The sequence below is a fragment of the Arthrobacter sp. LjRoot78 genome, from assembly GCF_964254335.1.
Taxonomy (GTDB): Bacteria; Actinomycetota; Actinomycetes; order Actinomycetales; family Micrococcaceae; genus Arthrobacter.
On record NZ_CAXUTG020000001.1, the window covers coordinates 1,546,207 to 1,570,058 of the forward strand.

23 protein-coding genes are annotated in these 23,852 nt (G+C 66.5%); 17 read left to right on the top strand and 6 right to left on the bottom strand.

What is annotated here, in order from left to right; genetic code table 11:
• Positions 1 to 41: 41 nt before the first annotated feature.
• Positions 42 to 710 carry an SACE_7040 family transcriptional regulator gene (locus ACSQ1X_RS07095; RefSeq protein ID WP_436059283.1) on the bottom strand — a complete coding sequence of 223 codons (669 nt, stop codon included), beginning with the start codon at positions 708 to 710 and terminating at the stop codon, positions 42 to 44.
• Between the two features lie 155 nt (positions 711 to 865).
• Between ACSQ1X_RS07095 and ACSQ1X_RS07100 the strand changes: the two genes are divergently transcribed.
• The 7 genes from ACSQ1X_RS07100 (at position 866) to ACSQ1X_RS07130 (ending at position 8,943) form a co-directional block, all read left to right on the top strand.
• Entirely contained in the window at positions 866 to 2,473 is a 1,608-nt protein-coding gene (locus tag ACSQ1X_RS07100) for a carboxyl transferase domain-containing protein (RefSeq protein WP_436057171.1), read from the top strand.
• Positions 2,474 to 2,478: 5 nt separating this feature from the next.
• A complete protein-coding gene (locus ACSQ1X_RS07105; RefSeq protein ID WP_436057172.1) occupies positions 2,479 to 4,710 on the top strand; it encodes a biotin carboxylase N-terminal domain-containing protein in 2,232 nt (743 codons plus the stop codon).
• Positions 4,711 to 4,777: 67 nt separating this feature from the next.
• The gene (locus tag ACSQ1X_RS07110; RefSeq protein ID WP_436057173.1) at positions 4,778 to 5,941 is read left to right on the top strand and encodes an acyl-CoA dehydrogenase family protein; all 1,164 of its coding nucleotides are present in this window, start codon (positions 4,778 to 4,780) and stop codon (positions 5,939 to 5,941) included.
• Between the two features lie 59 nt (positions 5,942 to 6,000).
• Positions 6,001 to 6,801, top strand: coding sequence for a CoA transferase subunit A (locus tag ACSQ1X_RS07115; RefSeq protein WP_436057174.1), 801 nt, complete (start codon positions 6,001 to 6,003; stop codon positions 6,799 to 6,801).
• A 2-nt stretch (positions 6,802 to 6,803) separates the two neighbouring features.
• Complete coding sequence (locus tag ACSQ1X_RS07120) at positions 6,804 to 7,571, top strand: CoA transferase subunit B (RefSeq protein WP_436057175.1); 768 nt, start codon at positions 6,804 to 6,806, stop codon at positions 7,569 to 7,571.
• Positions 7,568 to 8,107 carry a MaoC family dehydratase gene (locus ACSQ1X_RS07125; RefSeq protein ID WP_436057176.1) on the top strand — a complete coding sequence of 180 codons (540 nt, stop codon included), beginning with the start codon at positions 7,568 to 7,570 and terminating at the stop codon, positions 8,105 to 8,107. The genes ACSQ1X_RS07120 and ACSQ1X_RS07125 overlap by 4 nt, the downstream gene beginning before the upstream one ends.
• A 2-nt stretch (positions 8,108 to 8,109) precedes the next feature.
• Complete coding sequence (locus tag ACSQ1X_RS07130; RefSeq protein WP_436057177.1) at positions 8,110 to 8,943, top strand: HpcH/HpaI aldolase/citrate lyase family protein; 834 nt, start codon at positions 8,110 to 8,112, stop codon at positions 8,941 to 8,943.
• Positions 8,944 to 9,037: 94 nt separating this feature from the next.
• Here ACSQ1X_RS07130 and ACSQ1X_RS07135 read toward each other — a convergent pair whose 3' ends face one another.
• The 4 genes from ACSQ1X_RS07135 to ACSQ1X_RS07150 form a co-directional block, all read right to left on the bottom strand.
• Positions 9,038 to 9,430: a universal stress protein gene (locus ACSQ1X_RS07135; protein ID WP_055798520.1), complete on the bottom strand. Its 393-nt coding sequence runs from the start codon at positions 9,428 to 9,430 to the stop codon at positions 9,038 to 9,040.
• A gap of 74 nt (positions 9,431 to 9,504) precedes the next feature.
• Positions 9,505 to 11,043: a tripartite tricarboxylate transporter permease gene (locus tag ACSQ1X_RS07140; RefSeq protein WP_055798517.1), complete on the bottom strand. Its 1,539-nt coding sequence runs from the start codon at positions 11,041 to 11,043 to the stop codon at positions 9,505 to 9,507.
• Positions 11,043 to 11,555: a tripartite tricarboxylate transporter TctB family protein gene (locus ACSQ1X_RS07145; protein WP_436057178.1), complete on the bottom strand. Its 513-nt coding sequence runs from the start codon at positions 11,553 to 11,555 to the stop codon at positions 11,043 to 11,045. The genes ACSQ1X_RS07140 and ACSQ1X_RS07145 overlap by 1 nt, the downstream gene beginning before the upstream one ends.
• Positions 11,552 to 12,559 carry a Bug family tripartite tricarboxylate transporter substrate binding protein gene (locus ACSQ1X_RS07150; RefSeq protein WP_028272156.1) on the bottom strand — a complete coding sequence of 336 codons (1,008 nt, stop codon included), beginning with the start codon at positions 12,557 to 12,559 and terminating at the stop codon, positions 11,552 to 11,554. Before ACSQ1X_RS07150 ends, ACSQ1X_RS07145 begins: the two co-directional genes overlap by 4 nt.
• 268 nt (positions 12,560 to 12,827) lie before the next feature.
• On the opposite strand from ACSQ1X_RS07150, the gene ACSQ1X_RS07155 reads away from it, so the two are divergent.
• On the top strand, positions 12,828 to 14,450 hold the full coding sequence (locus tag ACSQ1X_RS07155; RefSeq protein ID WP_436059284.1) for a sensor histidine kinase: 1,623 nt from the start codon (positions 12,828 to 12,830) through the stop codon (positions 14,448 to 14,450).
• The gene (locus ACSQ1X_RS07160) at positions 14,447 to 15,133 is read left to right on the top strand and encodes a response regulator (protein ID WP_436057179.1); all 687 of its coding nucleotides are present in this window, start codon (positions 14,447 to 14,449) and stop codon (positions 15,131 to 15,133) included. Before ACSQ1X_RS07155 ends, ACSQ1X_RS07160 begins: the two co-directional genes overlap by 4 nt.
• Here the strand turns inward: ACSQ1X_RS07160 and ACSQ1X_RS07165 are convergent.
• Positions 15,125 to 16,591, bottom strand: coding sequence for a lipase maturation factor family protein (locus tag ACSQ1X_RS07165; protein WP_436059285.1), 1,467 nt, complete (start codon positions 16,589 to 16,591; stop codon positions 15,125 to 15,127). The genes ACSQ1X_RS07160 and ACSQ1X_RS07165 overlap by 9 nt on opposite strands.
• Positions 16,592 to 16,712: 121 nt before the next feature.
• On the opposite strand from ACSQ1X_RS07165, the gene dxr reads away from it, so the two are divergent.
• The 8 genes from dxr to ACSQ1X_RS07205 all read left to right on the top strand — a co-directional run bounded on the left by dxr (position 16,713) and on the right by ACSQ1X_RS07205 (position 23,702).
• The gene (dxr, locus tag ACSQ1X_RS07170; RefSeq protein WP_436057180.1) at positions 16,713 to 17,897 is read left to right on the top strand and encodes a 1-deoxy-D-xylulose-5-phosphate reductoisomerase; all 1,185 of its coding nucleotides are present in this window, start codon (positions 16,713 to 16,715) and stop codon (positions 17,895 to 17,897) included.
• 18 nt (positions 17,898 to 17,915) lie between these two features.
• Positions 17,916 to 19,247 (top strand): M50 family metallopeptidase, encoded by a 1,332-nt coding sequence (locus ACSQ1X_RS07175; RefSeq protein WP_436057181.1) that lies wholly within the window; start codon positions 17,916 to 17,918, stop codon positions 19,245 to 19,247.
• A gap of 105 nt (positions 19,248 to 19,352) precedes the next feature.
• Positions 19,353 to 20,027 (top strand): MarR family transcriptional regulator, encoded by a 675-nt coding sequence (locus ACSQ1X_RS07180; RefSeq protein ID WP_436057182.1) that lies wholly within the window; start codon positions 19,353 to 19,355, stop codon positions 20,025 to 20,027.
• Complete coding sequence (locus ACSQ1X_RS07185) at positions 20,024 to 20,509, top strand: hypothetical protein (RefSeq protein WP_436057183.1); 486 nt, start codon at positions 20,024 to 20,026, stop codon at positions 20,507 to 20,509. The genes ACSQ1X_RS07180 and ACSQ1X_RS07185 overlap by 4 nt, the downstream gene beginning before the upstream one ends.
• 42 nt (positions 20,510 to 20,551) lie before the next feature.
• Positions 20,552 to 20,845 carry a YciI family protein gene (locus ACSQ1X_RS07190; RefSeq protein ID WP_028272163.1) on the top strand — a complete coding sequence of 98 codons (294 nt, stop codon included), beginning with the start codon at positions 20,552 to 20,554 and terminating at the stop codon, positions 20,843 to 20,845.
• Positions 20,846 to 20,894: 49 nt separating this feature from the next.
• The gene (gene ispG, locus ACSQ1X_RS07195; protein WP_028272164.1) at positions 20,895 to 22,061 is read left to right on the top strand and encodes a flavodoxin-dependent (E)-4-hydroxy-3-methylbut-2-enyl-diphosphate synthase; all 1,167 of its coding nucleotides are present in this window, start codon (positions 20,895 to 20,897) and stop codon (positions 22,059 to 22,061) included.
• Positions 22,024 to 22,911 carry a GNAT family N-acetyltransferase gene (locus ACSQ1X_RS07200; protein WP_436059286.1) on the top strand — a complete coding sequence of 296 codons (888 nt, stop codon included), beginning with the start codon at positions 22,024 to 22,026 and terminating at the stop codon, positions 22,909 to 22,911. The genes ispG and ACSQ1X_RS07200 overlap by 38 nt, the downstream gene beginning before the upstream one ends.
• Positions 22,912 to 22,952: 41 nt before the next feature.
• Positions 22,953 to 23,702 carry a hypothetical protein gene (locus ACSQ1X_RS07205; protein WP_436057184.1) on the top strand — a complete coding sequence of 250 codons (750 nt, stop codon included), beginning with the start codon at positions 22,953 to 22,955 and terminating at the stop codon, positions 23,700 to 23,702.
• Positions 23,703 to 23,852 lie beyond the last annotated feature (150 nt).

Genomic DNA, 23,852 nt, shown 5'->3' on the forward strand with positions numbered 1-23,852 from the left:
GAAAGGAAGTGGCGGCCGGCAGCTTTGATTTTCCGGCAGACTCAGCTGAGCGGCTGAGGCGTCGCCGCCACCAGGAGGGCGGCGAGGGCCATGCTCTCCAGCAGGGGGCGGGCCGACTTGACCGCGACCCGCCGGCCGTGGCTGCGGACCGAATGCGGCGTCGAGTTGATGAGGCCGAAAGCCGCGTGCGCGCGCATCCGGAGCTCGGCGGTATCTGTGCCCGTGTGCAGGGTCTGCAGCACCTCAACCCACAGCTCCACGTAGTTGCGCTGCAGGGTGCGGACCTCGGCCTGGTCGTCGTCGGAGAGGTTGCTGAAGTCGCGGTCCTGGACCCGGATGACGTCGGGATTGCTCAGGGCGAAGTCCACGTGGAACTGCACCAGGCGGGCCAGCGCGGCGGCGGGATCACCGGCGTCTGCAACCACCCGGCGGCCGCCGTCCAGCAGTTCCTGGCTCACGCTGAGCAACAGCGCCCCCAGGACCGCCTGTTTGCCGGCGAAGTGGCGGTAGACGGCGGGACCGCTGACGCCTGCCGCGGCACCCAGGTCCTCCAGCGACACCCGGTTGAAGCCATTGACGGCAAAAAGGGTGGCGGCTGAGGACAGCAGCGCCTGCCGCCGGCTTTCCTTCGCCTGGCTGCGCTGGGTTGTCTGGCCTCGCTGGGTTGTCTGGACCCGCTCGCCCGCCGGGCTGCCGGGACCGCGCTCGATGATCGGCACATTTCCTCCTTGGAACTGCAAATCCTAGCAATGCGGGCGCGTGTTGGACATCACAGTTAATAGAGACTAACCTAAATCTCAGTTATGCGGTACTAACCGAATCGCTCAGGACGGCCTCCCCGGACGTCCGGGAACGGAAGCAGTCAATGGAGACAATCGCCAGCCAGGTGGACACCGGCAGCGCCGCCTACGCCGCGAACCGCGAGGCCCAGCTGGGGCTGGCCCGCGAGCTGAAGGAGCGCCTCGCCACAGCGGCCCTCGGCGGTCCGGAGAAGTCCCGGGAACGCCATGTGGCCCGCGGCAAGCTGCTTCCCCGCGAACGCATCGACCGGCTGCTCGACGACGGCAGCCCCTTCCTCGAGATCGCGCCGCTCGCGGCGAACGGCATGTACAACGACGACTCGCCGGGGGCCGGCGTCATTGCCGGGATCGGCCTCGTGCACGGCCGCCAGGTGCTGGTCATCTCCAACGACGCCACCGTCAAAGGCGGCACCTACTATCCGATGACCGTGAAGAAGCACCTCCGGGCGCAGGAAATCGCCCTGGAGAACAGGCTGCCCTGCATCTACCTTGTGGACTCCGGCGGGGCGTTCCTCCCGAAGCAGGACGAGGTCTTCCCGGACAAGGAGCACTTCGGCCGGATCTTCTTCAACCAGGCGAAGATGTCCGCAGCAGGGATCCCGCAGATCGCCTCCGTGATGGGCTCCTGCACCGCCGGCGGCGCCTACGTCCCCGCGATGAGCGACGAGACCGTGATCGTCCGCAACCAGGGCACCATCTTCCTGGGCGGACCGCCGCTGGTGAAGGCCGCCATCGGCGAGATCGTCACGGCCGAGGAACTCGGCGGCGGCGACGTGCACTCGAAGATCTCCGGCGTCACCGACCACCTGGCCGAGAACGACGAGCACGCCCTCCAGATCGTCCGCGACATCGTCTCCACCCTGCCCCGGCCGGCCGCCCCCGCCTGGGGCGTGGACACCGCCGTCGAACCCGTTGCCGATCCGGACGAGCTCTACGGCGCCGTCCCCACGGACGTGAACGCCCAGTACGACGTCCGCGAGGTCATCGCCCGGCTGGTGGACGGCAGCCGTTTCCACGAATTCAAGAAGAACTACGGCACCACCCTGGTCACCGGGTTCGCCAAGCTGCACGGACACCCGGTGGGGATCGTGGCCAACAACGGCGTGCTGTTCAGCGAGTCCTCGCTCAAGGGCGCCCACTTCATCGAGCTCTGCGACCAGCGAGGCATCCCGCTGATCTTCCTGCAGAACCTCTCCGGCTTCATGGTAGGCAAGGACTACGAGCAGGGCGGCATTGCCAAGAACGGCGCCAAGATGGTCACCGCCGTCGCCACTGCACGGGTGCCCAAGCTGACAGTGGTGATCGGCGGCTCCTTCGGCGCCGGCAACTACTCGATGTGCGGTCGCGCCTACTCGCCGCGGTTCCTTTGGATGTGGCCGGCGTCGCGGATCTCCGTGATGGGCGGCAACCAGGCGTCCAGCGTGCTCGCGACAGTCAAGCGGGACCAGTATGAGGCCCGCGGCGAGGAATGGTCAGCCGAGGACGAGGAAGCCTTTAAGGCCCCGATCAAGCAACAGTATGAGGACCAGGGCAGCCCCTACTACTCCACCGCGCGCCTCTGGGACGACGGCGTGATCGACCCCGCGGATACCCGCACCGTCCTGGGACTGGCGCTCGACGTCGTCTCCCGCACCCCTCTGCCGGAGACCTCCTTCGGCCTTTTCCGGATGTGACAGCCATGACTACTTCGTCAACTCCCCAGCAACCGGCCGCGGCCCCGAAGCCGCTCTTCGGCACCGTGCTCGTCGCCAACCGCGGCGAGATCGCCTGCCGCGTGCTCCGCACACTCCGTGCCCTCGGCATCCGGTCGGTGGCCGTCTACAGCGACGCCGACGCCGGTGCCCGCCACGTGCGCGACGCCGACGTCGCCGTGCGTATCGGTCCTGCCGCGGCAGCCGAGAGCTACCTGAAAATTGACGCGATCATCCAGGCGTGCCGCGAGACCGGCGCCGAGGCCGTGCACCCAGGCTACGGCTTCCTCAGCGAAAACGTCGACTTCGCCCGTGCCCTGGAAAAAGCGGGCATCACCTTCATCGGCCCCGGCGTCGAATCCCTCAACGTCATGGGGGACAAGATCCGGTCCAAGAACCACGTCACCGGCTACGGCGTCCCCGTGGTTCCGGGCATCGCCGAGCCCGGCATGACGGACGCGCAGCTGATCGAGGCTGCGGCCGGCGTCGGCTTCCCGCTGCTGATCAAGCCCTCCGCCGGGGGCGGCGGCAAAGGCATGCACATCGTGGAATGCCCCGAGGACCTCGAGGCCACCCTGGCCACCGCCCGGCGGGTCGCAGCCAGCGCTTTCGGCGATGACACCTTGTTCCTGGAACGGCTTGTCACCACCCCGCGCCACATCGAGGTGCAGGTGCTCGCGGACAACCATGGCAACGTCATCCACCTGGGGGAGCGCGAGTGCTCCCTGCAGCGCCGCCACCAGAAGGTCATCGAGGAAGCCCCCTCGCCGCTGCTGGAATCCCTCCCCGACGGTGCCGCCGTCCGCGCCCGGATCGGCGAGGCCGCCTGCAACGCGGCCCGCAGCGTCCATTACAGCGGTGCCGGGACCGTCGAGTTCCTGGTCTCGGACAACGCCCCGGACGACTTCTTCTTCATGGAGATGAACACGCGCCTGCAGGTGGAACACCCCGTCACCGAAATGGTCACCGGAATCGACCTGGTCGAATGGCAGGTGCGGATCGCCGCCGGCGAGGAACTCACCATCCGCCAGTCCGACGTCGTGCTTAACGGGCACTCCGTGGAAGCGCGCGTGTACGCCGAAATCCCCGAACGGAACTTCCTGCCGTCCACCGGCGAAGTAGTCCTGCTGGACGAACGGGGGGAAATCTTCACCGCCATGGACGATCTGGACTCCTTGACTCCGGCCGCCGCCGATCCGGACATCCGCATCGACTCCGCGCTGCTCAGGGGACTCGAAATTTCCAGCGACTACGATCCCATGGTGTCCAAAGTCATCGTCTGGGGCCGCGACCGCACAGCTGCGCTGGACAAACTCGACACAGCACTTTCGCGCTATACAGCGCTCGGCATCGACACCAACGTGGAGTACCTGCGCCTGCTCATCGACGATCCCGACGTCCGCGCCGGCCGGCTGGATACCGGCCTCATCGAGCGCAAAATGCCGGACTTCGTATTTCGGAGCATCGGGGACGCCGAGCTCATCGCCGCCGCCATGCAGTTCTGGGTTCTCGCGGAGGCCCCCGCCACGGTGCGGTCCCCCTGGGACACCACGCGGGGATGGCGCCTCGGCACGCCCGCGTCCTGGCGTATGAGCTTCGGCGTTCCCGGCGGCGGAATTGCCACCGTGGCCGTCACCTGGCTCAGCAACCGCGATCTGGGCCACGCCCTGGTCCGCGTCAACGACGGTCCCGCGCGCAAGGTCGTTGTGATCGGCCTGTCCAGTGACAACGTCTACCTGGAGATCGACGGCGGCGAAGTCCGGTACGCGCTGGGCAGTTTCTGGGACGACTACCCGCCGCAGGGCAATCCGCAGACCATCTTCCTCGGCAACGACGGCTGGTCCTGCCGTCTGGAAGTCCTCACCCGCGAAACCCGGCTGGCCCGGGTGCTGGCGGCGATCGAACGTGAGGATGGCGCTGCTGATCCGGCCGTCCGCTCACCGATGCCGGGCACCGTGGTGTCCGTCTCCGTCAGGAACGGCGACACCGTGCAGGCCGGCCAGGTGCTTGTCTCGGTGGAGGCGATGAAGATGGAGCACCAGCTCGTGGCGCCGCTCGACGGCACAGTCCACATCAGCGTCAGGTCCGGAGACCTGGTCAAGGCAGACCAGGTGCTTGCCACCGTCCACCCCGCCACCGCGGCCGACGTGCCTCCGGCGGAGAACACAGCAGAGGACGCGGTCGAGGAATCCGTCATCGCCATGGGCGCGGCGGAATAGCACCCTCGCTTCAACACCAAATACATCAAACAGACCCGACATACAGTGCAGACAAGGAAGTCCCAACATGGCTGATTTTGAGCTCAGCGAGGAATACCAGGACCTCAGCGACACCGTCCGCGAATTCGCCGATGAAGTGGTGGCACCGGTTTCCGCCAAACACGACGAGGAACACAGCTTCCCCTACGAAGTCGTGAAGCAGATGGCGGACATGGGGCTCTTCGGCCTCCCCTTCCCGGAAGAGTTCGGCGGTATGGGCGGTGACTACTTTGCCCTCGCACTGGCCCTGGAGCAGCTGGGGCGGGTGGACCAGTCCGTGGCCATCACGCTGGAAGCGGGAGTTTCACTGGGCGCCATGCCCGTGTACCGCTTCGGCACTGATGCCCAGAAGGAGGAATGGCTGCCGTCGCTGGCGTCAGGCCAGGCGCTCGCCGGCTTCGGCCTGACGGAACCCGAAGCCGGCTCCGACGCGGGCGGAACCAAGACCACGGCCCGGCTCGAAGGCGGTGAGTGGATCATCAACGGCAACAAGGAGTTCATCACCAACTCCGGCACGGACATCACCACGCTGGTCACCGTCACGGCAGTCACCGCAAAGCAGGAGCGCGGGGACGGCAGCATCAAGAAGGAAATTTCCACCATCCTGGTGCCCACCGGCACACCAGGATTCAAAGCGGAAAAGGCGTACAACAAGGTGGGCTGGAATGCCTCCGACACCCACCCGCTCACGCTCAAGGACGTCCATGTCCCCGAGGCGAACCTCCTCGGCGAGCAGGGCCGCGGCTACGCGAACTTCCTGTCCATCCTGGATGAGGGCCGCATCGCCATCGCCGCCCTGGCCACGGGAGCGGCCCAGGGCTGCGTGGACCTGTCGGTGAAATACGCGAAGGAACGCAGCGCGTTCGGGCAGAACATCGGCAAGTACCAGGCCATCGCCTTCAAGATCGCCCGCATGGAAGCACGGGCCCACACGGCACGCCTGGCCTACTACGACGCCGCGGCCAGGATGCTTGCCGGGAAGCCGTTCAAGACGCAGGCGGCCATCGCTAAGATGGTCGCAGGCGAGGCAGCCATGGACAACGCGCGGGACGCCACCCAGGTGTTCGGCGGCTATGGCTTCATCAACGAATTCACCGTGGCGCGCCACTACCGCGACTCCAAGATCCTTGAGGTCGGCGAGGGCACCACGGAGGTCCAGCTGATGCTGATCGCCCGCGAACTCGGCCTTTAGCTTCCCGCCAGGGAGCAGCGCAGGGAGCAAGACTCGGAGCGAAACCAGGAGGATCGACGATGATTGACAAGGTTGTTGCCAGTGCCGAGGCCGCGGTTGCCGATATCCCCGACGGCGCCTCGCTCGCCGTCGGCGGTTTTGGGCTGTGCGGCATCCCGGTTGCACTGATCGATGCCCTCCACCGGCACGGGACCACGGACCTGGAAACCGTCAGTAACAACTGCGGCGTCGACGACTGGGGACTGGGAATCCTGCTGAAGGACGGCAGGATCCGCCGCACCGTCAGCTCCTATGTCGGGGAAAACAAGGAGTTCGCCCGCCAGTACCTCTCCGGCGAACTCGAGGTGGTGCTGACCCCGCAGGGAACGCTCGCGGAGAAACTCCGTGCCGGCGGCGCCGGGATCCCGGCGTTCTACACACCGGCCGGCGTCGGAACCCAGGTGTCCGACGGCGGCCTGCCGCAGAAGTACGACGCCGACGGAAGCATCGCGATCGCCTCCGCGCCCAAGGAGGTCCGCACTTTCAACGGCGCCGACTATGTGCTGGAGGAGTCGCTCACCCCGGATTTCGGACTCGTCCACGCCTGGAAGGGCGACCGTCACGGAAACCTCGTATTCCACGCCACGGCCATGAACTTCAACCCGCTGTGCGCCATGGCCGGGCGGATCACCATCGCCGAAGTTGAGGAACTGGTGGAGCCGGGCGAACTGGATCCGGAGCACGTCCACGTTCCCGGCATCTTCGTCCAGCGGGTTGTCCTTGCACCGCAGGGTGAGAAGCGCATCGAAAAGCGGACCGTCGCAGTGTCCGCCGGCGCCGCCGGCGCACCAAAACAGGCCGCAGAGCAGGCAGGAGCATAGCCGTGGAATCGATCAACACGCCGGGCGCCCCGCCCCGCCCCGAAGCCGTCCGCCACGAATACCGGCCGCCCGCCGTCGGCCATCCCGAGGGTACAAGCTCCGAAACGAAAGGCTGGACCCGCAACGAACTCGCCGCCCGGGTGGCCCGCGAACTCCACAACGGGCAGTACGTCAACCTTGGCATCGGGATGCCCACGCTGATCCCCAACTACATTCCGGCCGGCATCGAAGTGGTCCTGCACTCTGAAAACGGCATCCTGGGCGTGGGGCCGTACCCTGCGGAGGACCAGGTGGACCCGGACCTGATCAACGCCGGCAAGGAAACCGTCACCGTGAACAAGGGGGCCGCGTTCTTCGACTCTGCAACCTCCTTCGGCATGATCCGCGGCGGCCATGTGGATGTGGCCGTGCTCGGCGCCATGGAAGTGGCGCAGAACGGCGACCTCGCCAACTGGATGATCCCGGGCAAGATGGTCAAGGGCATGGGCGGCGCCATGGACCTGGTGTTCGGGGCCAAGCGTGTGGTCGTGATGATGGAGCACGTGGACCGCAGCGGCAAGCCGAAAATCGTCCAGCAATGCACGCTGCCGCTGACCGGCAAGGGGTGCGTGGACCGGATCATCACCGACCTCGCCGTGATCGACGTCGTCACCGAAGGCGGGTCCTCCCGCCTTGTGCTGCGCGAACTGGCCCCCAACGTGACAGCTGAGGAAGTCGCCGCGGCCACGGGGGCGGAACTCTTCGAAGAAGACCAGGAACTGACCGTATGACCAGTGCTGACAAGGTTTCGACGGGATCAACCGCCGCCAGCCCACGCGTCGTCGAACAGCGGGGCCTCTACTTCGAGGAGCTGGAGGAAGGAGTGGTCTACGCCCACCGCCCGGGCCGGACGGTGACCGAGACGGACAACGTCATCTTCACCACCATGACCATGAACACCCAGGCCCTGCACCTTGACGCCGCCTGGAGCGCCGGGCAGCCGTTCGGGCAGCGGCTGATGAACTCGATGTTTACCCTGGCCACCGTGGTGGGGCAGTCCGTCCCGCAGCTGACCCAGGGAACCATCATTGCGCAGCTGGGACTGACCGACGTGTCGTTCCCGCATCCGCTCTACCACGGCGACACCCTGTACACGGAGACGGTCATCACCGGTAAGCGCCTGTCCTCGTCGCGTCCGGGGCAGGGAATCGTGACCATGCAGCACACCGGCCGGAACCAGGACGGCGTGGTGGTGGCACTTGCCTCGCGCAGCTGCCTGATGTGGACGCGTGAGGCGCACGAAGCCGCCGAAAAGAGGACAATCTAAGCATGACTTTCCTGATGGGTCCCGCCCTGCTCTTCTGCCCTGCCGACCGTCCCGAGCGCTACCAAAAGGCCTCAGAGCGGTCCGACGCCGTGATCGTGGACCTGGAAGACGCCGTCGCTCCTGCTGACAAGCAGCGCGCCCGCGGAGCCATTCTCGCCCAGCTCGGCGCCACCGGCGACGTTCCGGAGCTTGATCCCAGCCGGACGATCATCCGGATCAACCCGGCCGGGACGGAGGAGTTCGAGAAGGATCTGCACTGCCTCAAGCACACCCCCTACCGGCACGTGATGCTCGCCAAGGCCGAAAACGCCGGCCAGCTCAAAGCGCTGGAAGGCTACAGCGTGATTGCGCTCTGCGAGACGGCCGCCGGAATCATCAACGCCGCCGCCATCGCCGCCGAACCCAACGTGGTGGGCCTGATGTGGGGTGCCGAGGACCTGCTCGCATCGCTGGGAGGGACCTCCAGCAGGAACGACGACGGCGGGTACCGGGCAGTGGCGCTGCACGCCAGGTCCGCCGTGCTGCTCGCGGCGGGGGCCTTCGGCAAGGACGCCATCGATGCGGTGTACGTCAACATTCCGGACCTGGACGGGCTGGCAGCCGAGTCCCGCGACGCCGTCGCCTCCGGATTCGGTTCCAAGGCCTGCATCCACCCCAGCCAGGTGGCCGTTGTCCGGGGAGCGTACGCACCCGCGGACTCGGACGTCGCTGCGGCCAAGGAGCTCCTGAACGCTGCCGCTGCGGCCGGAACCGGCGTATTCCAGTTCAACGGAAAGATGATCGACGGCCCCATCCTGAAACATGCGGAATCAACCCTGCGGCGGGCCGGCCGCTAGGAACGCACTGTAAAGCGAAAAGCCACAGGCCGGGAGTCGTTGGACTCCCGGCCTGTGGCTTTTCCCGGTGTGGCTTCCTGATCAGGCTGACATGTTAACCGGCCTTCACCGCCAGCACCGGGCAGTCCGCCTCGAGCAGTATCCGCTGGGACGTGCTGCCCAGGATGAGCTTGCCTACCGGGGTGCGGCGGCGCAGGCCGATCACAATCAGCTCGGCATTGTGCTCCTCCGCGGCGTCCAGTACCTCCGCGGCGGCATCATGGCCACGGACCGGCTGCTTGATCACGTGGTCAATGCCCTGCGTCGCGAGCCGGTCCTCGATGCTCTGGATCTCAGGTTCCTGTGCGTACCGGTTATCCACCAGCGCATCACCCTTGGAGGAGTTGATGACCAGCAGCCTGCTGTTGCTCTTCCGCGCCTCGGCGATGGCCTGGGCCAGCGCCGCTTCGCCCTCGGGTGTCGGGACGTATCCCACCACGATCGTCATGGTTGCTCCTTGTTTCTGCTGAATGTTTTCTGCTGAATGCGGGTAGGGGGGCCGGCAAAATGCCCGGCGGCTGTTCAGTCGCTGTAGTCGGCTGCGCCGGAATTGGCGGGAAGCAGCGAGCTGCGCCCCGGGCGTGCCTTGCGCCAGAGCCGCATCAGCAGCGGCCAGAGGAGGATGACCGCCACGATGACGTAGATCCCGACGGCGATCGGCTCGCTCCACAGCCCGGCCGGATTGCCGGCGCTGAGCTGGAGGGTCTTGCGGAGCTGCCCTTCGAGGCGCGGTCCCAGGATCACGCCCAGGATCAGCGGCAGTACGGGGAGCCCGAAGCGCCTCATCATGAAGCCCAGCGCACCGAGCACCAGCAGGATGACCAGGTCGAACGCCTGCAGGTTCACCGAGTAGGCGCCCAGCGTGGCGAAGAACAGGATCCCGGCGTAGAGGTACGGCCGCGGGAGCTGCAGGAGCTTCGCCCACAGCGGCGCCAGCGGAAGGTTGATGATCAGAAGCAGCAGGTTGCCGATGAAGAGGCTGGCAATCAGTGCCCAGACCAGCGGTCCCTGGCTCGCGAACAGCTGCGGACCGGGCTGGATGCCGTAGGACGTGAACGCTGCCAGCATGACGGCGGCCGTCGCGTTGGTGGGCAGGCCCAGCGCCAGCATGGGGGTCAGCGTGCCCGCAGCCGCGGCGTTGTTGGCTGCTTCCGGCCCGGCAACACCTTCGATGGCGCCGTGGCCGAATTCCTCGGGGTGCTTGGAGAGCCTCTTCTCCGTGACGTAGGAGAGGAACGTGGGGATCTCGGCGCCACCCGCGGGGAGTGCCCCGAACGGGAAGCCGAATGCTGTACCGCGGAGCCAGGGCTTCCAGGACCGCTTCCAGTCCTGCTTGCCCATCCACGGGCGTCCCACCGGAATGACGTGCAGGGGAGTGCGGCGCAGGTGCGCGGCCACCCACAGGGCTTCACCGACGGCGAAGATGGCCACGGCCACTACCACGATGTCCAGGCCGTCTGCCAGGAGCGGCATCCCGAAGGTGAGGCGTTGCTGGCCGGTGACCGAATCCATGCCCACCAGGCCGATCGCCAGGCCCAGGCCCAGGGCGGCGAAACCGCGCAACCGGGAAGAACCCAGCACGGCAGTGACGGCCAGCAGGGCGAGAACCATGATCGCGAAGTAGCTGGGTGAGCCCAGGCTGACGGCGAACTGGACAACGATGGGCGCGCAGACGGCGAGCAGCGTTGTACCGATGGTGCCGGCAACAAACGAACCGATGGCGGCGGTGGCCAAAGCCTGGGCTGCCCTGCCGGCCTTTGCCATTTTGTTGCCTTCGATGGCGGTGACCACCGAAGAAGACTCACCGGGAGTGTTGAGCAGGATGGACGTGGTGGAGCCGCCGTACATGCCGCCGTAGTAGATGCCGGCGAACATGATGAAGGCGCTGGTGGGCTCCAGAGCGTACGTGACCGGGAGCAGCAGGGCCACGGTCATCGCCGGGCCAAGGCCCGGGAGAACGCCGACGGCAGTGCCGAGGACCACGCCGATAACGGCGTAGAGGAAATTCATGGGGGTCAGCGCGGTGGCGAAACCATCCATGAGGGAGGAGAAGACGTCCATTAGAGAATCCCTTCCAGCAGGCCGGCGGGCAGTGCGATGCCGAGGCCCAGGAAAAAGCCGTAAAAGGTCAGGATGGACATGGCCAGGGAGATGAGGCCGTCACGGACGTAGTGCCGTCCGCCGAGGGCCCACACGCTGCCCCAGAACAGCACGGTTCCGGAGATAACCCAGCCGGCCCAGTCGATGAGCAGGATGTTCGCGACGAAGGCGCCCACCAGGGGGAGTATCGTCTTCCAGTCCGCGGGGTGCGCCAGGTCAACGTCCTCGCCGGCTTCCGCCTCGCCCTTGCCGCCGCGCAGCACGTTCACTGCCAGGAGCACGGCGCAGACGATGAGCAGGCCGGCCACGATGAAGGGGACCGTCTTGGGACCCACAGGGTCCGACTTGGAATAGGGTGTCGCCAGGCCGTTGGCGTCAAGGAAGACCATGACCCCGGCCGCTCCGAGCAGGAGGGCAACCCCCAGCTCGGAGCGGCCTTTGAGCCGTGAGGCCACCGTTGGTGAAGAGCTCACGCCAGGCCAAGCTTCGTGAGGACGTCCGCCACCCGCTTGTCCTGCTCCGTCAGGAAGGTCTTGAATTCGTCACCGGTGACAAAAGCGTCGGTCCAGCTGTGCGTCTTCAGCGTCTCCTTCCAGGCCTCGGTGCCGTGCATCTTTTCGAGGGCTGCGATGAGGGTTGCCTTGTCGGCGTCGCTGATTCCGGGAGGGGCAACGATGCCGCGCCAGTTGGTGAACACCAGGTCGATGTTGGATTCCTTCAGGGTGGGGGCGTCAACGCCGTCCAGCCGCTCCGCGCCGCTGGTGGCCAGCACGCGGACTTCGCCCGATTCAATCTGCTTGAGGTACTCACCGGCGCCGGAAGCCGCAAAGCCAAGCTTGTTGCCGAGGATGGCCGGGAGAAGGTCTCCGCCGCCGTCGTAGGAAACAAAGTTGACCTTGGTGGCGTCGATTCCCACTGCTCCCGCGAGCTGCATCGGCAGCAGGTGGTCGGGGCCGCCCGGGGAAGAGCCGCCGCCGACGGCGATGGAGCCGGGATCGGCCTTCCAGGCCTTCACGAGGTCATCGATGGTCTTGTACGGCGAGTCCTTGCTGACCATGATGGCGCCGGGCTCTTCAATGAGCTTGGCCAGCGGAGTGGTGTCCGTCAGCTTGGATGCAGACTTGTTGGTGTAGCTCGCACCCACCACACCCAGGCCCATCAGCATGGTGAGGTCGCCGTTGCCCTTCTCGTTGACCACGCGGGCCAGGCCCACGGTTCCGCCGGCGCCGGCGAGGTTGAAGACTTCGGTGTTGGTGGCGATCTTCTCGTCGTCGAGAACCTTCGCGGCGGCACGGGCGGTGGTGTCGTAGCCGCCGCCGGGCGTGTTGGGGACGAGGATCTGCAGCCCCGTGACGGGGCCGGCGGCAGCGCTGGAGCTACCGCTCGTCGAGCTCTTGCCGGTGGCACCGCAACCGGTGGCCATCAGGGCGATGCCGGCGGCGACGGCGGCAATGCGCAATGCGCGGATCTGGCGCATGGTGTTCCTCTTCTCAGTAAAGTTCTTGGTCAAGCTGGTCAGCAAAACTGACTGGTGCATTTGATGCTAGGTGCGAAAGTGAGCAGCATCACTCTTGTGTACGCAGAGAAAGTTAAGTTCATTTCGTTCACGTTTCCGGCACTCAACCGGAGCTCCGGCCAGTCTCTCGGAGGCGGGGGCTCCGCGTCCGCCCGGCAGGGTGCGTTGGGGTATAGTTCCGGTACCCCACCCACCAGAGGAAAGAACCACAGTGACTCGACGAAGAGGAATGTCCCTCGCCGGGCAATATCTGGTCCTCCAGCTGCTGATTGTCCTGGCCGTCCTCGTCGCCGTCGTCGCCATCTCCCTCGCCCAGTCCGCCGCCGCGTTTGAGCGGATCGAGGGGCGCCGTGCACTGTCCGCCGCTGAAGCGCTGGGCAGCAATCCCGCCGTCAGGGCGTTGCTTCCCTCGGCCGAACCGCGCGGCAGTGCAGCACTGTCCGCCGTCGCGGAGTCCGTCCGCACAGTCTCCGGGTCCGCGCAGGTGGCGCTCGCCCGGACTGACCGCACCGTCGTGGCGTCGTCGGATCCCGGACTTCTCGGCCGTCCACTGGAACTTGGCCCGAGCCGGGTGATGGAAGGCCGTGCCTGGACGGGCGTGGTGGGCGGAACAGCCACCCCGGTCCTCTCGGCCCACGTACCGGTCCTTGACGATTCCGGGAAAATGATCGGCATTGCGTCCATCAGCCGGAACTACCCGTCCACGTGGGAGCGGCTGGGGGATGCGGTGCCGAACCTGCTCACCTACCTGGGAGTGGCCAGCGTCCTGGGGGTTGCCGGCTCCCTGTTGCTGGCCCGCCGGGTCAAGCGGCAGACCCTTGGCATGGAACCCAGCGAAATCTCCGGCCTGGTGGAGAACCGCGAGGCGATGCTGCACGGACTGAAAGAGGGAGTGGTGGCGCTGGACCTCCACGGACGGATCACCGTGGCCAACGACAGCGCCCGGGCGCTGCTGGGCCTGCCGGCGGACTGCGTGGGCAAGGACGTTGCCGGCCTGCCCGTTGAACCTGCGCTCAAGGAAGTGCTGACAGGTGAACAGCCCGGGCAGGACCAGATGGTGCTGGTGGGGGAGCGCCTGGTGGTGCTCAACCGGGTGCCCATCCGGTCCAAGGGCCGCGTGATGGGTTCGGTCGCCACCCTGCGCGACCGGACGGAGCTGTCATCCCTGGAACGCGAACTCGGGGCAACGCGTACTGCGACGGACACGCTCCGGGCGCAGGCCCATGAATTCGCCAACCAGCTGCACGTTATCTCGGGCCTGATCCAGATCGGCGAGTATGATTCCGTGGTGCAGTTCGTCAATGGCGTCACCGTGGACCGGACACGCCTCAACGACGACGTGACCAGCCGCATCCAGGACCCGGCGCTCGCAGCCCTCCTGATCGCCAAATCCAGCCTCGCAGCTGAGCGTGGTGTGCCGTTGCAGCTGGATCCCGGTTCGGTGTTGGCACCGGTGGGCGATGAGCTCTCCCGGGACCTGACCACCGTGGTGGGGAACCTCGTGGACAACGCGCTCGACGCCGTCACAGGAGTCACCGAGGGGTCCGTCCGGGTCCGTGTTGAGGACACTCCCGAGGAAGTGGTGGTGACGGTCCGGGACACCGGCCCCGGCATTGACGGGGCAGCGGCCGATGAGATCTTCCGGCAGGGGTTCAGCACCAAGAAGCCCGGCCCGGCCGGCGGCCGGGGCTTTGGCCTGGCGCTCTCGCGTGTTGTCTGCCGGCGGAGCGGCGGCGAACTTACGGTGGCCAACGACGGCGGGGCCGTCTTCACAGCGCGGCTAAAGCGGGCGCCGCTGAAACGGACGCCCGCAAAAGGGATGCCGGCAAAGGGAAAGGTGAGCCGGCCATGATCAGCGTCCTGATCGTCGACGACGACTTCATGGTGGCCAAAGTCCATGCCGGCTTCATCCAGCGCACGCCGGGATTCGCCGTCGTCGGAGTTGCGCACACCGGAGCCCAGGCCATGGCGGAGACCGCCCGGCTGCAGCCCGACCTTGTCCTCCTGGACATCCACCTGCCCGACATCAACGGACTGGACCTCATGGTCAGGCTGCGGGAAGCGGCGCCTGAACTGGACGTGCTGGTGATCAGTGCAGCCCGCGAGGTGGAGACCGTCCGCCGCGCCCTGCGTGGCGGCATTGTCCACTACCTGATCAAACCGTTTTCGCAGGCGGACCTGCAGGAACGACTGGAGCACTACCGCAGCGCCTACCAGGGGCTGGACCTGTCCAAGGACGTGGCCGAGCAATCGGACGTCAACCGGGTCTTCGGGCTGGAAAGCACGGAACGCGCCGAACGGACGGAACCGCGCCTCCCCAAGGGGTGCAGCCCGGAAACCCTCAGCCGTGTGGTCGCGGTGCTGGAGTCCGCCGGAGCGGACTTTTCGGCCGCTGAAGTCGCGGACCTGCTGGGCACATCAAGGGTCAGCGCCCGCCGGTATCTCGAATACCTCCACGATGAGGCGAGGGTCGAGGTCCGTCTCAAGTACGGTGCCGGCCGTCCCGAGCGCCGTTACGCACTCAAGTCACCGTGACCCCGGCGGGAGGGACAGCGGCGGAATGGCCTCGTAGAGCAGGGTCCTGATCCATCGCTGGCCCGTCTCCCGGTATTCCGCCCGGCTCGCGAAGCGATACAGGTAGCTGTGGATGCGCACCCAACGGGGGCGGGCGCCGTCGAACGGGTCCTTGCGCAGAAGCCGCAGCACAGCACCGTCCGCTTCCAGCAGCTTGGCCAGGAAGGCGTAAAACCACTCCTCGTGGACGGTGCGCAGGGGCAGGAACCACATGAGCCAGTCCAGCCGGAGGTGGTACGGGGCCCACTGGCGCGGCAGGCGGCGGACGTCGCCGGGCTTTCCACGGAAACCGTACTCGCGCCAGTCTGAGCCGTCGTCGGGCTCGTCGTCGAGCGTGCCTTCCACCACAATCTCGATCCGCAGTTTGGTCACCGTGCCGAATGCCCCGTAGGTGTTGACCAGTTGCCAGCGGTTGAAGCTGGCGTTCATCAGTTGCCGGTGCTGGAGGAGGTTCCGGACCGGCCAGTAGCTGAGCACCAGCAGGAGCACCGTCACGGCAAGCACGACGGCGAGCCACCACACCGGGGTCCGCGCACCGTCGTCGCCGGCACCGTACGTGTGCCAGTCCAGCGGGATGGCGGGGAGCACGGCGTGGGCCACCGGATCGCCCACTGCGGCGAAGGCGAGCAGGATAGCCATCCAGTTCAGCCAGGCAAAGTTTCCGCTCGCCACCAGCCACAGCTGGGTGAAGATGATGATGCCCGCCGCGATGGACGCCAGCGGTTGCGGGGCGAACAGGAAGAACGGAACCACCAGCTGCGCGAAGTGGTTGCCCAGGACCTCCATCCGGTGCAGGGGCTTGGGGAGGAGGTGCGCCTGACGGCTCAGCGGACCCGGCATCGGCTGGGTCTCGTGGTGGTAATACAGGGCGGTCAGGTCGCGCCATTCGCTGCCTCCGCGGATCTTGATCATACCGGCGCCGAACTCAAGCCGGAACAGCAGCCACACCAGCAGGATCAGGATGGTCCGGGGCGGCGGGGTCTGGTCCGAGCCAAGGAAGGCCACCGTGAAGCCGGCCTCCAGGAGCAGCATCTCCCAGCCGAAACCGTAGAAGGTCTGGCCCACGTTGACGATCGACATGTACAGCAGCCACAGTGCCAGGAAGGCGATCATCGGCAGCCAGGGCGGTCCCAGCTGCGGAAGCCCCAGGATGAGCGTGGCCGCAACGGCCATGCCGCACCAGCAGACGAACCGCAGCAGGCGGTCCGAGTAGCGCCACAGGAACAGGCTGGGCCTTCGGCGGCGCCGGAAGCTGTCCAGGTAGTCGGGGACCGGGAGCAGGCCGCGCTCGCCGAGCAGCGCCGGGAACTGGTTGCGGCAGGAGAGGAACGCCACGAAGAAGATCGTCGCGACGCCGCGCTGCAGCACCTGCCGGGCAAACTCATACTCCGGCGCGTCGAACCATGCGGCCCACTCCACGTTGTTCACGTTACGCCTGCGGCGCACGGCGTCAATGTCCCCGGGTACGTGCCCGCCGCGGCCGCCTGCCGCCGGTACGGCCGCCGCCGGCGGGACGGCATACGTGCGGGATACTTAACGGATGCAGCCACGCAGAATCGTTCTCCTCGGATCCACCGGTTCCATCGGCACCCAGGCGATTGACGTCGTCGACGGCGCCCCGCACCTTTTCGAGGTTGTGGCACTAAGCGCAGGCGGCGGAAACCTGGACCTCCTTGCCCGCCAGGCCGTCCACACAAAGGCCAGGGCCGTGGGCACGGCCAGCGGCGATGCGGCCGCCTTGCAGGAACTGATCGACGACGCCGCCCGCGCAGCCGGCGTTACCGGCTACCGGCCGGAGATCATCACCGGCCCGGACGCCTCCACCAGGATTGCGGAGATCGAGGCGGACGTGGTGCTCAACGGCATCACCGGCTCGATCGGCCTGGCGCCAACACTGGCGGCCCTGAAGTCCGGTGCCACGCTGGCGCTCGCCAACAAGGAGTCGCTGATCGTCGGCGGCGCCCTCGTGAAGGCTGCCGCCCGGGAAGGCCAGATCGTCCCGGTCGATTCCGAGCATTCGGCCATTGCACAGTGCCTGCGGTCCGGGACCGCCGCCGAGGTGGACCGGCTCATCCTGACGGCCTCCGGCGGACCCTTCCGCGGCAGGACCCGCGAGGAGCTCCACAGTGTCTCGCCGCAGGACGCCCTCGCGCACCCCACCTGGGACATGGGCCTGATGGTCACCACCAACTCCGCCAGCCTGGTGAACAAGGGCCTTGAGGTGATCGAGGCGCACCTGCTGTTCGACATCCCGCTGGACCGCATCGACGTGGTGGTGCACCCGCAGTCCGTGGTCCATTCCATGGTGCAGTTCGTGGACGGCTCCATCATCGCCCAGGCCTCGCCGCCGGACATGCGCCTGCCCATCGCCCTGGGGCTGGGCTGGCCGGACAGGGTTCCGAAGGCGGCCGCGCCGTGCGACTGGACCCAGGCAACCAGCTGGACGTTTGAACCGCTGGACACCGAGGCGTTCCCCGCCGTTGGCCTGGCCAAGGACGCCGCCAAGCAGGGGAGCACCTACCCTGCCGTGTTCAACGCCGCCAATGAAGAGGCCGTGATGGCCTTCCACTCCGGCAGGATCCGGTTTACCGACATTGTGGATACCATCGAAGCAGTGCTCAGCGAACACCCAGGATCTTCCGGGCTGACAGTTGAGTCCGTACTGGATGCTGAAACGTGGGCACGAGCGCGAACCCACGAACGTTTAGCAGTGAGCAGTCTCTAGGAAGCAGCAGATCTCAGCATGAGTCCCGTCATTCTCTTTATCCTCGGTGTCGTCTTTGTGGCGATCGGCATCGCAGTCTCCATCGCGCTGCACGAGGTGGGCCACCTCGTTCCGGCCAAGCTCTTCAAGGTGCGGGTCACCAAGTACATGATCGGCTTCGGCCCCACCCTGTGGTCCAAGCGCAAGGGGGAGACCGAGTACGGCATCAAGGCGATCCCTCTTGGCGGCTACGTGTCCATGATCGGCATGTACCCGCCGAACAAGGACGACGGCACGGTGCGTCCCTCCAGCACCGGGATGTTCCAGACCCTCGCCACCGAAGCGCGTTCCATGGCCCACGAGGAAGTGGGGCCCGGCGATGAGAAGCGGGTCTTCTACCGGCTGCCGGTGTGGAAAAAGGTCATCGTGATGCTCGGCGGCCCTGCCATGAACCTGCTGATCGGCGTGGCGCTGACGGCCGTGCTGCTGATGGGCTTCGGGATCAGCACCCCCACCACCACCATCGCGGACGTCTCCAAATGCCAGGTCAAGGCCGGGGAAACCGTGGATCCGGATTCCGCCGACTGCAAGCTCACTCCCGCAGCTGCAGCGCAGCTCAAGCCCAACGACACCATTACCTCGTTCGACGGCAAGGCGGTGACCAGCTGGGAGGAAGTCACCGGGTGGATCCGCGCCTCCGCGGGACGGGAAGTCAGCATCACGGTGGTACGCGACGGTTCGCCCGTCACCACTACCGTGACCCCGGTGCTCTCGGCGCGGCCGGTCATCGGCGCCGACGGGCGGCAGGCCACTGATTCGAACGGGACCCTGCAGTACCAGGAAGTCGGTTTCCTGGGGATCGGCGCCCAGACGGCCCTGGTGGCCCAGCCGGCGTCGTCCGTGCTGCCCATGGCGGGGGAAAACATCCAGCAGGTGGCCGGCGTCGTCCTGAATCTCCCCGCACGGGTGGTGGGCGTTGCCAAGGCGGCCTTCAGCGAAGAGCCCCGCGATCCCAACGGGCCCATCAGCGTTGTTGGCGTGGGGCGCGTGGCGGGTGAAGTAGCCGCCATGGAGCAGGTTCCGCTGCAGTCCAGGCTGGCCGCACTGGTGGGATTGCTTGCCGGACTGAACTTCGCGCTCGCGGTGTTCAACCTGGTCCCGCTGCTGCCGCTGGACGGCGGCCATGTTGCCGGCGCCCTGTATGAGGGAGCCCGACGGCGGCTGGCCAAGCTGTTCGGCCGGCCGGACCCCGGAGCGTTCGATATCGCCAAGCTCCTGCCCGTGACCTACGTGGTGGCTGCGCTGCTGATGGGCATGAGTGCCCTGCTGATCTACGCGGACATCGTCAAGCCCGTCAACCTGTTCGGCTAATCAGCTCCTTCCGGCTTGGATTTCATAATCACCTCTTTTTGACTGATATTTATAAATCAGCCGAAAACGATTGATGTTGTGAAGTCAGTCGATTATGTTTGCGGTATGTACGTACTCACCATCGACCAGCGCGGGAGCACCGGGGACCAGGACCGGGTGCCCGGCCTGCTGGCCGAGCTCGACCGGAAATCCACCGCCGGCCGGTTCGAACGCTCCGTCGGCGACGAAGTCCAGGGTGTGGTGGAAAAGCCTGCTGAAGTGGTGGACATCGCCCTTCACTGCCTGCGCAGCGGCCAGTGGTACGTGGGAATCGGAGTGGGTGCCGTGGACCTCCCGTTGCCGGCCAGTCCGCGGGAAGGATCCGGTGCGGCGTTCGTCGCTGCCCGGCTGGCAGTGGAAAAAGCCAAGTCTGCCGCCGCCCACGTGCCGTTGTCCGTGGTCCCCGGAGGACTGCGCCGCGGCGGTGCGGCGCCCCCGGAGACCGGACCCGGCATCAGGGCGTGCGCGAACGCCGAGGCAGTCCTCCGCCTGATTGGCCGGCTGGTGCAGGACCGCACGGAGGCCCAATGGAGAGTGGTGGACGCCCTCCGCGGACTGCAGCAGGACGCGTCAGCCCGGCACGGCAGCCAGAAGCTCGCGGCAGCGAAACTCGGAATCACGGAGCAGTCGGTGAGCCGCGCCGTCCTGAGGTCCGGCTGGCAGGAAGAATGGGCGGCGAGGCCCGCCGCAGAGATGCTCCTGGCCGTGGCCCATGACGCAGTGCTGGAAGGAAACAGGTGAACGCTCTCTGGATTACGCTCGCACTGCTGACGGCTGGTTTTGCCGGCTGGCCTGTCACAGCGCTGGTGTTCCGGCTGGCCCGGACCATCGACGACAAAGCGGACGCGGCCAAGGCGGCCGAAGACCGCGCTGCGGAAGAACGCACCCACGACCCCGCCGCGGATGTCACCGTGGACGCGGATGGACCCCGTGTCCCGGCCCAAAATCCGGCAACATCGGCATCCGCTCCGCCGGCACCAACCACGCGGATCCTGCGCGGCGGAGCCATCATCGGCGTCCTGGAACGGCTGGCGGTGTGCCTGGCCATCCTGACGGGGCAGCCCGTGGCGATCGCCTACGTGGTGGCCATCAAGGGGCTGGGGCGCTTCGCGGAACTGAAGGAGACCCCTGTTGCTGCAGAGAGGTTCATCATCGGAACACTGTCATCCATGCTGTGGGCCGCCGGAGTCGCCGCGCTCGCCAAGATCCTCTTGCTCAGCTAGACCGGATACGTACTCCGGCGGGCAGGGCGATAGGGTATCCGTATGACTGTTTTTGCTGTTGAGTACGTATATGCCGCCGAGTCCACCGAAGCACGGAACGCCGCCCGTCCGGCACACCGGGAATGGACCGCCGCCCTGGCCGGTGAAGGCGCACTCCTGGCCAGCGGGCCTTACGGCGATGGAGCCGGTGCCCTCCTGATCTTCAAGGCCGCCGACGAAAACGCGCTGAACGGGATCCTCAAGCAGGATCCTTTTGCTGCGGCCCAGGTCATCGCGGGCACGCGCACCACCGAATGGAACCCGGTGACCGGCCTCCTGGCCGAGCACGCCGCCTAGCCCGCCGGAACCACCCACCATCGATACCTCGACCTAAATAGGAGTCCACGTGACCTCGGTCAGCCTGGGAATGCCGTCAGCACCGCCCCCCGTCCTCGCACCGCGCAGGAAAACCCGCCAGATCAAGGTGGGCTCGGTGGGCGTCGGCTCGGATTCGCCCATCAGCGTGCAGTCGATGACCACCACGCCCACCACGGACATCAACGCCACGCTGCAGCAGATTGCTGAGCTGACGGCCTCGGGCTGCGACATCGTGCGCGTCGCCTGCCCGTCCGCGGACGACGCCGAGGCGCTTCCGATCATCGCGCGGAAGTCCCAGATCCCCGTCATCGCGGACATCCACTTCCAGCCCAAGTACGTCTTCGCTGCCATTGAAGCGGGCTGTGCCGCGGTGCGCGTCAACCCAGGGAACATCCGCAAGTTCGATGACCAGGTCAAGGAAATCGCCAGGGCCGCCAAGGACCACGGCACGTCCATCCGGATCGGCGTCAACGCCGGATCGCTGGAGCCCGGAATCCTCAAGAAGTACGGCAAGGCAACCCCCGAGGCTTTGGTGGAGTCAGCTGTCTGGGAAGCCTCGCTGTTTGAGGAGCACGGCTTCCACGACTTCAAGATCTCCGTCAAACACAACGACCCCGTGATCATGGTTGCCGCGTACGAGATGCTGGCCGAGCAGGGCGACTGGCCCCTGCACCTGGGCGTCACCGAGGCCGGCCCGGCCTTCCAGGGCACCATCAAGTCCGCCACGGCCTTCGGTGCCCTCCTGTCCCGGGGAATCGGCGACACCATCCGCGTTTCCCTTTCGGCTCCTCCGGTCGAGGAAATCAAGGTGGGCAACCAGATCCTGCAGTCGCTGAACCTGCGTCCCCGCAAGCTCGAAATTGTCTCGTGCCCGTCCTGCGGCCGGGCCCAGGTGGATGTGTACACGCTGGCCGAGCAGGTCACGGCCGGCCTGGAAGGGATGGAGATCCCGCTGCGTGTTGCCGTGATGGGCTGCGTCGTCAACGGACCGGGCGAGGCACGCGAAGCTGACCTGGGCGTGGCCTCGGGCAACGGCAAGGGACAGATTTTTGTGAAGGGCGAGGTCATCAAGACTGTCCCCGAGAGTGAAATTGTTGAGACACTGATCGAAGAGGCCATGCGAATCGCTGAAGAGATGGGGGAGGCCGATGGCGAAGATGCTGTCAAGGGTAGCCCCGTGGTTAGCGTCTCGTAGGGAGACCGCAGGATCCGGCATCTCAATCCGGGTCCTGTCCGGTCCGGACACTGCCATGCTGCGGGAGCTGGCCAGGACGGACGTTGTAGCCAACGTCTTCATCCTGTCCCACCTGGCGGCAACGGGAACGGCCGCGCCCACCACGGGCGGGGCCAGCATCTTTGGAGTGTTCGACGGCGACACCCTGGTGGGCGCGTGCTGGGCCGGGGCAAACCTCGTTCCCGTACAGCTGGACCCGGAACTTGCCGGGCTGGTGGCCGAGCATGCGCAACGCTCCGGCCGCCGGTTCGCCTCCATCTTCGGCCCCGCCGATACGGTCCTGGCCATGCACGAACAACTGGAGCAGCTGGGGCAGCCGGCCCACGAGGTCCGTGCGGACCAGCCGCTGATGACCATCGCCGGGCCGCCCGCCGTGCCCGCGAACACGGAGCTGGGTGTCGGCCAGCTTGCCGACTTCGACAGGATCCTGCCCGCCTGCGCCGCCATGTTCGAAGAAGAAGTGGGATATTCTCCGTTCCTGGGCGGCCGCGAGTTCTACAGCAGGCGCGTGGAAGGCCTCATCAGGCAGGGCCATTCCCTTGTTCACCTCGATGAGGACGGCCAGGTCATGTTCAAGGCCGAACTCGGCGCTGTCACCCCCGAGGTGACCCAGGTCCAGGGCGTCTGGATGAACCCCTCCTTCCGCGGCCTCGGACTCAGCGCCGGCTACATGGCCGCCGTTGTCATGCTGGCGCAGAAGCTCGCGCCCGTCACCAGCCTGTATGTCAACGACTACAACGCCCGGGCGAGGGCCACCTACGAGCGGGTGGGCTTCCACCAGGTGGGCACGTTCGCTACAGTTCTGTTCTAGCTGGCCGCAACCGGCCGGCGTTCGAACTTATTGGGGGATAAATGAATACGTCCGTTGTGCGCTTTTTCGGGGCCTCTGCCCTCCTGGTGCTTGGCCTGTCCGCCTGCGGCGGTCCAGCCGCCCCTGCCGACGCAGGGGCTTCCCCGGCAACGTCCGCCGCATCTGACACCCCCAGCCCCACGCCGACGGAAGCTGCCTTCACCATGCTGACGTCCGACGAACTCGCGGAGATCGCCGGAGCCGTGAAGGACTCAGACAGTGTGGCACTCTCCGTGCTGCCTGCGGAGAAGGTCTCGCAGGCGCTGGAACAGATGATGTCCCTCATGACCGAGGTGCAGGTGGAGCCGGCCGAGTGCAATTCCATCGCCACCGGAACTGCAATCAAGCCGGACAGCAACACCACCATGGCGGTGGGTGCCTCCACCTCTTCAACGGCAGAACTCACCCAGACGCTCTCGCTGGTGTCAGGCGTGGAGAAGGAACAACTGGACCAGACGCTTGCCCGGCGCAGCAGCGAGATCGCAGATTGCAGCAGCATCAGCATGAACATCAAGGGAATGTCCATGACAGCCGAGACCATCCGGCTTGACAGCGGCGCCGCCACCGACGGTGCGATTGCCATGCAAACGGACGTCACCCTGCCTACAGGTGGCATCCAGAGCACCGTGATGGCCTTCGCGGTCAAAGGCGGAGTCCTGATTTCGGCGCAGGCGACAGGCTCCGGCGTGACGTCGTCCGACCTTGCCGCTGCGGAAGCCATGCTGGACCAGGCTGCCGCGCTTATCGACTAGCCGGGCGGCCTCCAGGGAGCATGCGGTAACACAGAGTCAACTGCCGAAAACTGCGTGACGACTCTTGTAATGGTGCCGTGAATCACATAGGTTCTTCCTAGCCGCGCCGATGGGGTGCGTGCGGTCTCAGGGGGAAATCAGCAGATGGCA

Bases quoted from the DNA above. Each gene is read 5' to 3' on its own strand.
- ACSQ1X_RS07190 (WP_028272163.1), top strand. From the start codon at position 20,552: ATGACTGTTTTTGCTGTTGAGTACGTATATGCCGCCGAGTCCACCGAA.
- ACSQ1X_RS07115 (WP_436057174.1), top strand. From the start codon at position 6,001: ATGATTGACAAGGTTGTTGCCAGTGCCGAGGCCGCGGTTGCCGATATC.
- ACSQ1X_RS07150 (WP_028272156.1), bottom strand. From the start codon at position 12,559: ATGCGCCAGATCCGCGCATTGCGCATTGCCGCCGTCGCCGCCGGCATC.
- ACSQ1X_RS07175 (WP_436057181.1), top strand. From the start codon at position 17,916: ATGAGTCCCGTCATTCTCTTTATCCTCGGTGTCGTCTTTGTGGCGATC.
- ACSQ1X_RS07200 (WP_436059286.1), top strand. From the start codon at position 22,024: ATGCTGTCAAGGGTAGCCCCGTGGTTAGCGTCTCGTAGGGAGACCGCA.
- ACSQ1X_RS07105 (WP_436057172.1), top strand. From the start codon at position 2,479: ATGACTACTTCGTCAACTCCCCAGCAACCGGCCGCGGCCCCGAAGCCG.
- ACSQ1X_RS07155 (WP_436059284.1), top strand. From the start codon at position 12,828: ATGTCCCTCGCCGGGCAATATCTGGTCCTCCAGCTGCTGATTGTCCTG.
- ACSQ1X_RS07100 (WP_436057171.1), top strand. From the start codon at position 866: ATGGAGACAATCGCCAGCCAGGTGGACACCGGCAGCGCCGCCTACGCC.
- ACSQ1X_RS07205 (WP_436057184.1), top strand. From the start codon at position 22,953: ATGAATACGTCCGTTGTGCGCTTTTTCGGGGCCTCTGCCCTCCTGGTG.
- ACSQ1X_RS07110 (WP_436057173.1), top strand. From the start codon at position 4,778: ATGGCTGATTTTGAGCTCAGCGAGGAATACCAGGACCTCAGCGACACC.
- ACSQ1X_RS07160 (WP_436057179.1), top strand. From the start codon at position 14,447: ATGATCAGCGTCCTGATCGTCGACGACGACTTCATGGTGGCCAAAGTC.
- ACSQ1X_RS07140 (WP_055798517.1), bottom strand. From the start codon at position 11,043: ATGGACGTCTTCTCCTCCCTCATGGATGGTTTCGCCACCGCGCTGACC.
- dxr (WP_436057180.1), top strand. From the start codon at position 16,713: ATGCAGCCACGCAGAATCGTTCTCCTCGGATCCACCGGTTCCATCGGC.
- ACSQ1X_RS07180 (WP_436057182.1), top strand. From the start codon at position 19,353: ATGTACGTACTCACCATCGACCAGCGCGGGAGCACCGGGGACCAGGAC.
- ACSQ1X_RS07135 (WP_055798520.1), bottom strand. From the start codon at position 9,430: ATGACGATCGTGGTGGGATACGTCCCGACACCCGAGGGCGAAGCGGCG.
- ACSQ1X_RS07125 (WP_436057176.1), top strand. From the start codon at position 7,568: ATGACCAGTGCTGACAAGGTTTCGACGGGATCAACCGCCGCCAGCCCA.
- ACSQ1X_RS07130 (WP_436057177.1), top strand. From the start codon at position 8,110: ATGACTTTCCTGATGGGTCCCGCCCTGCTCTTCTGCCCTGCCGACCGT.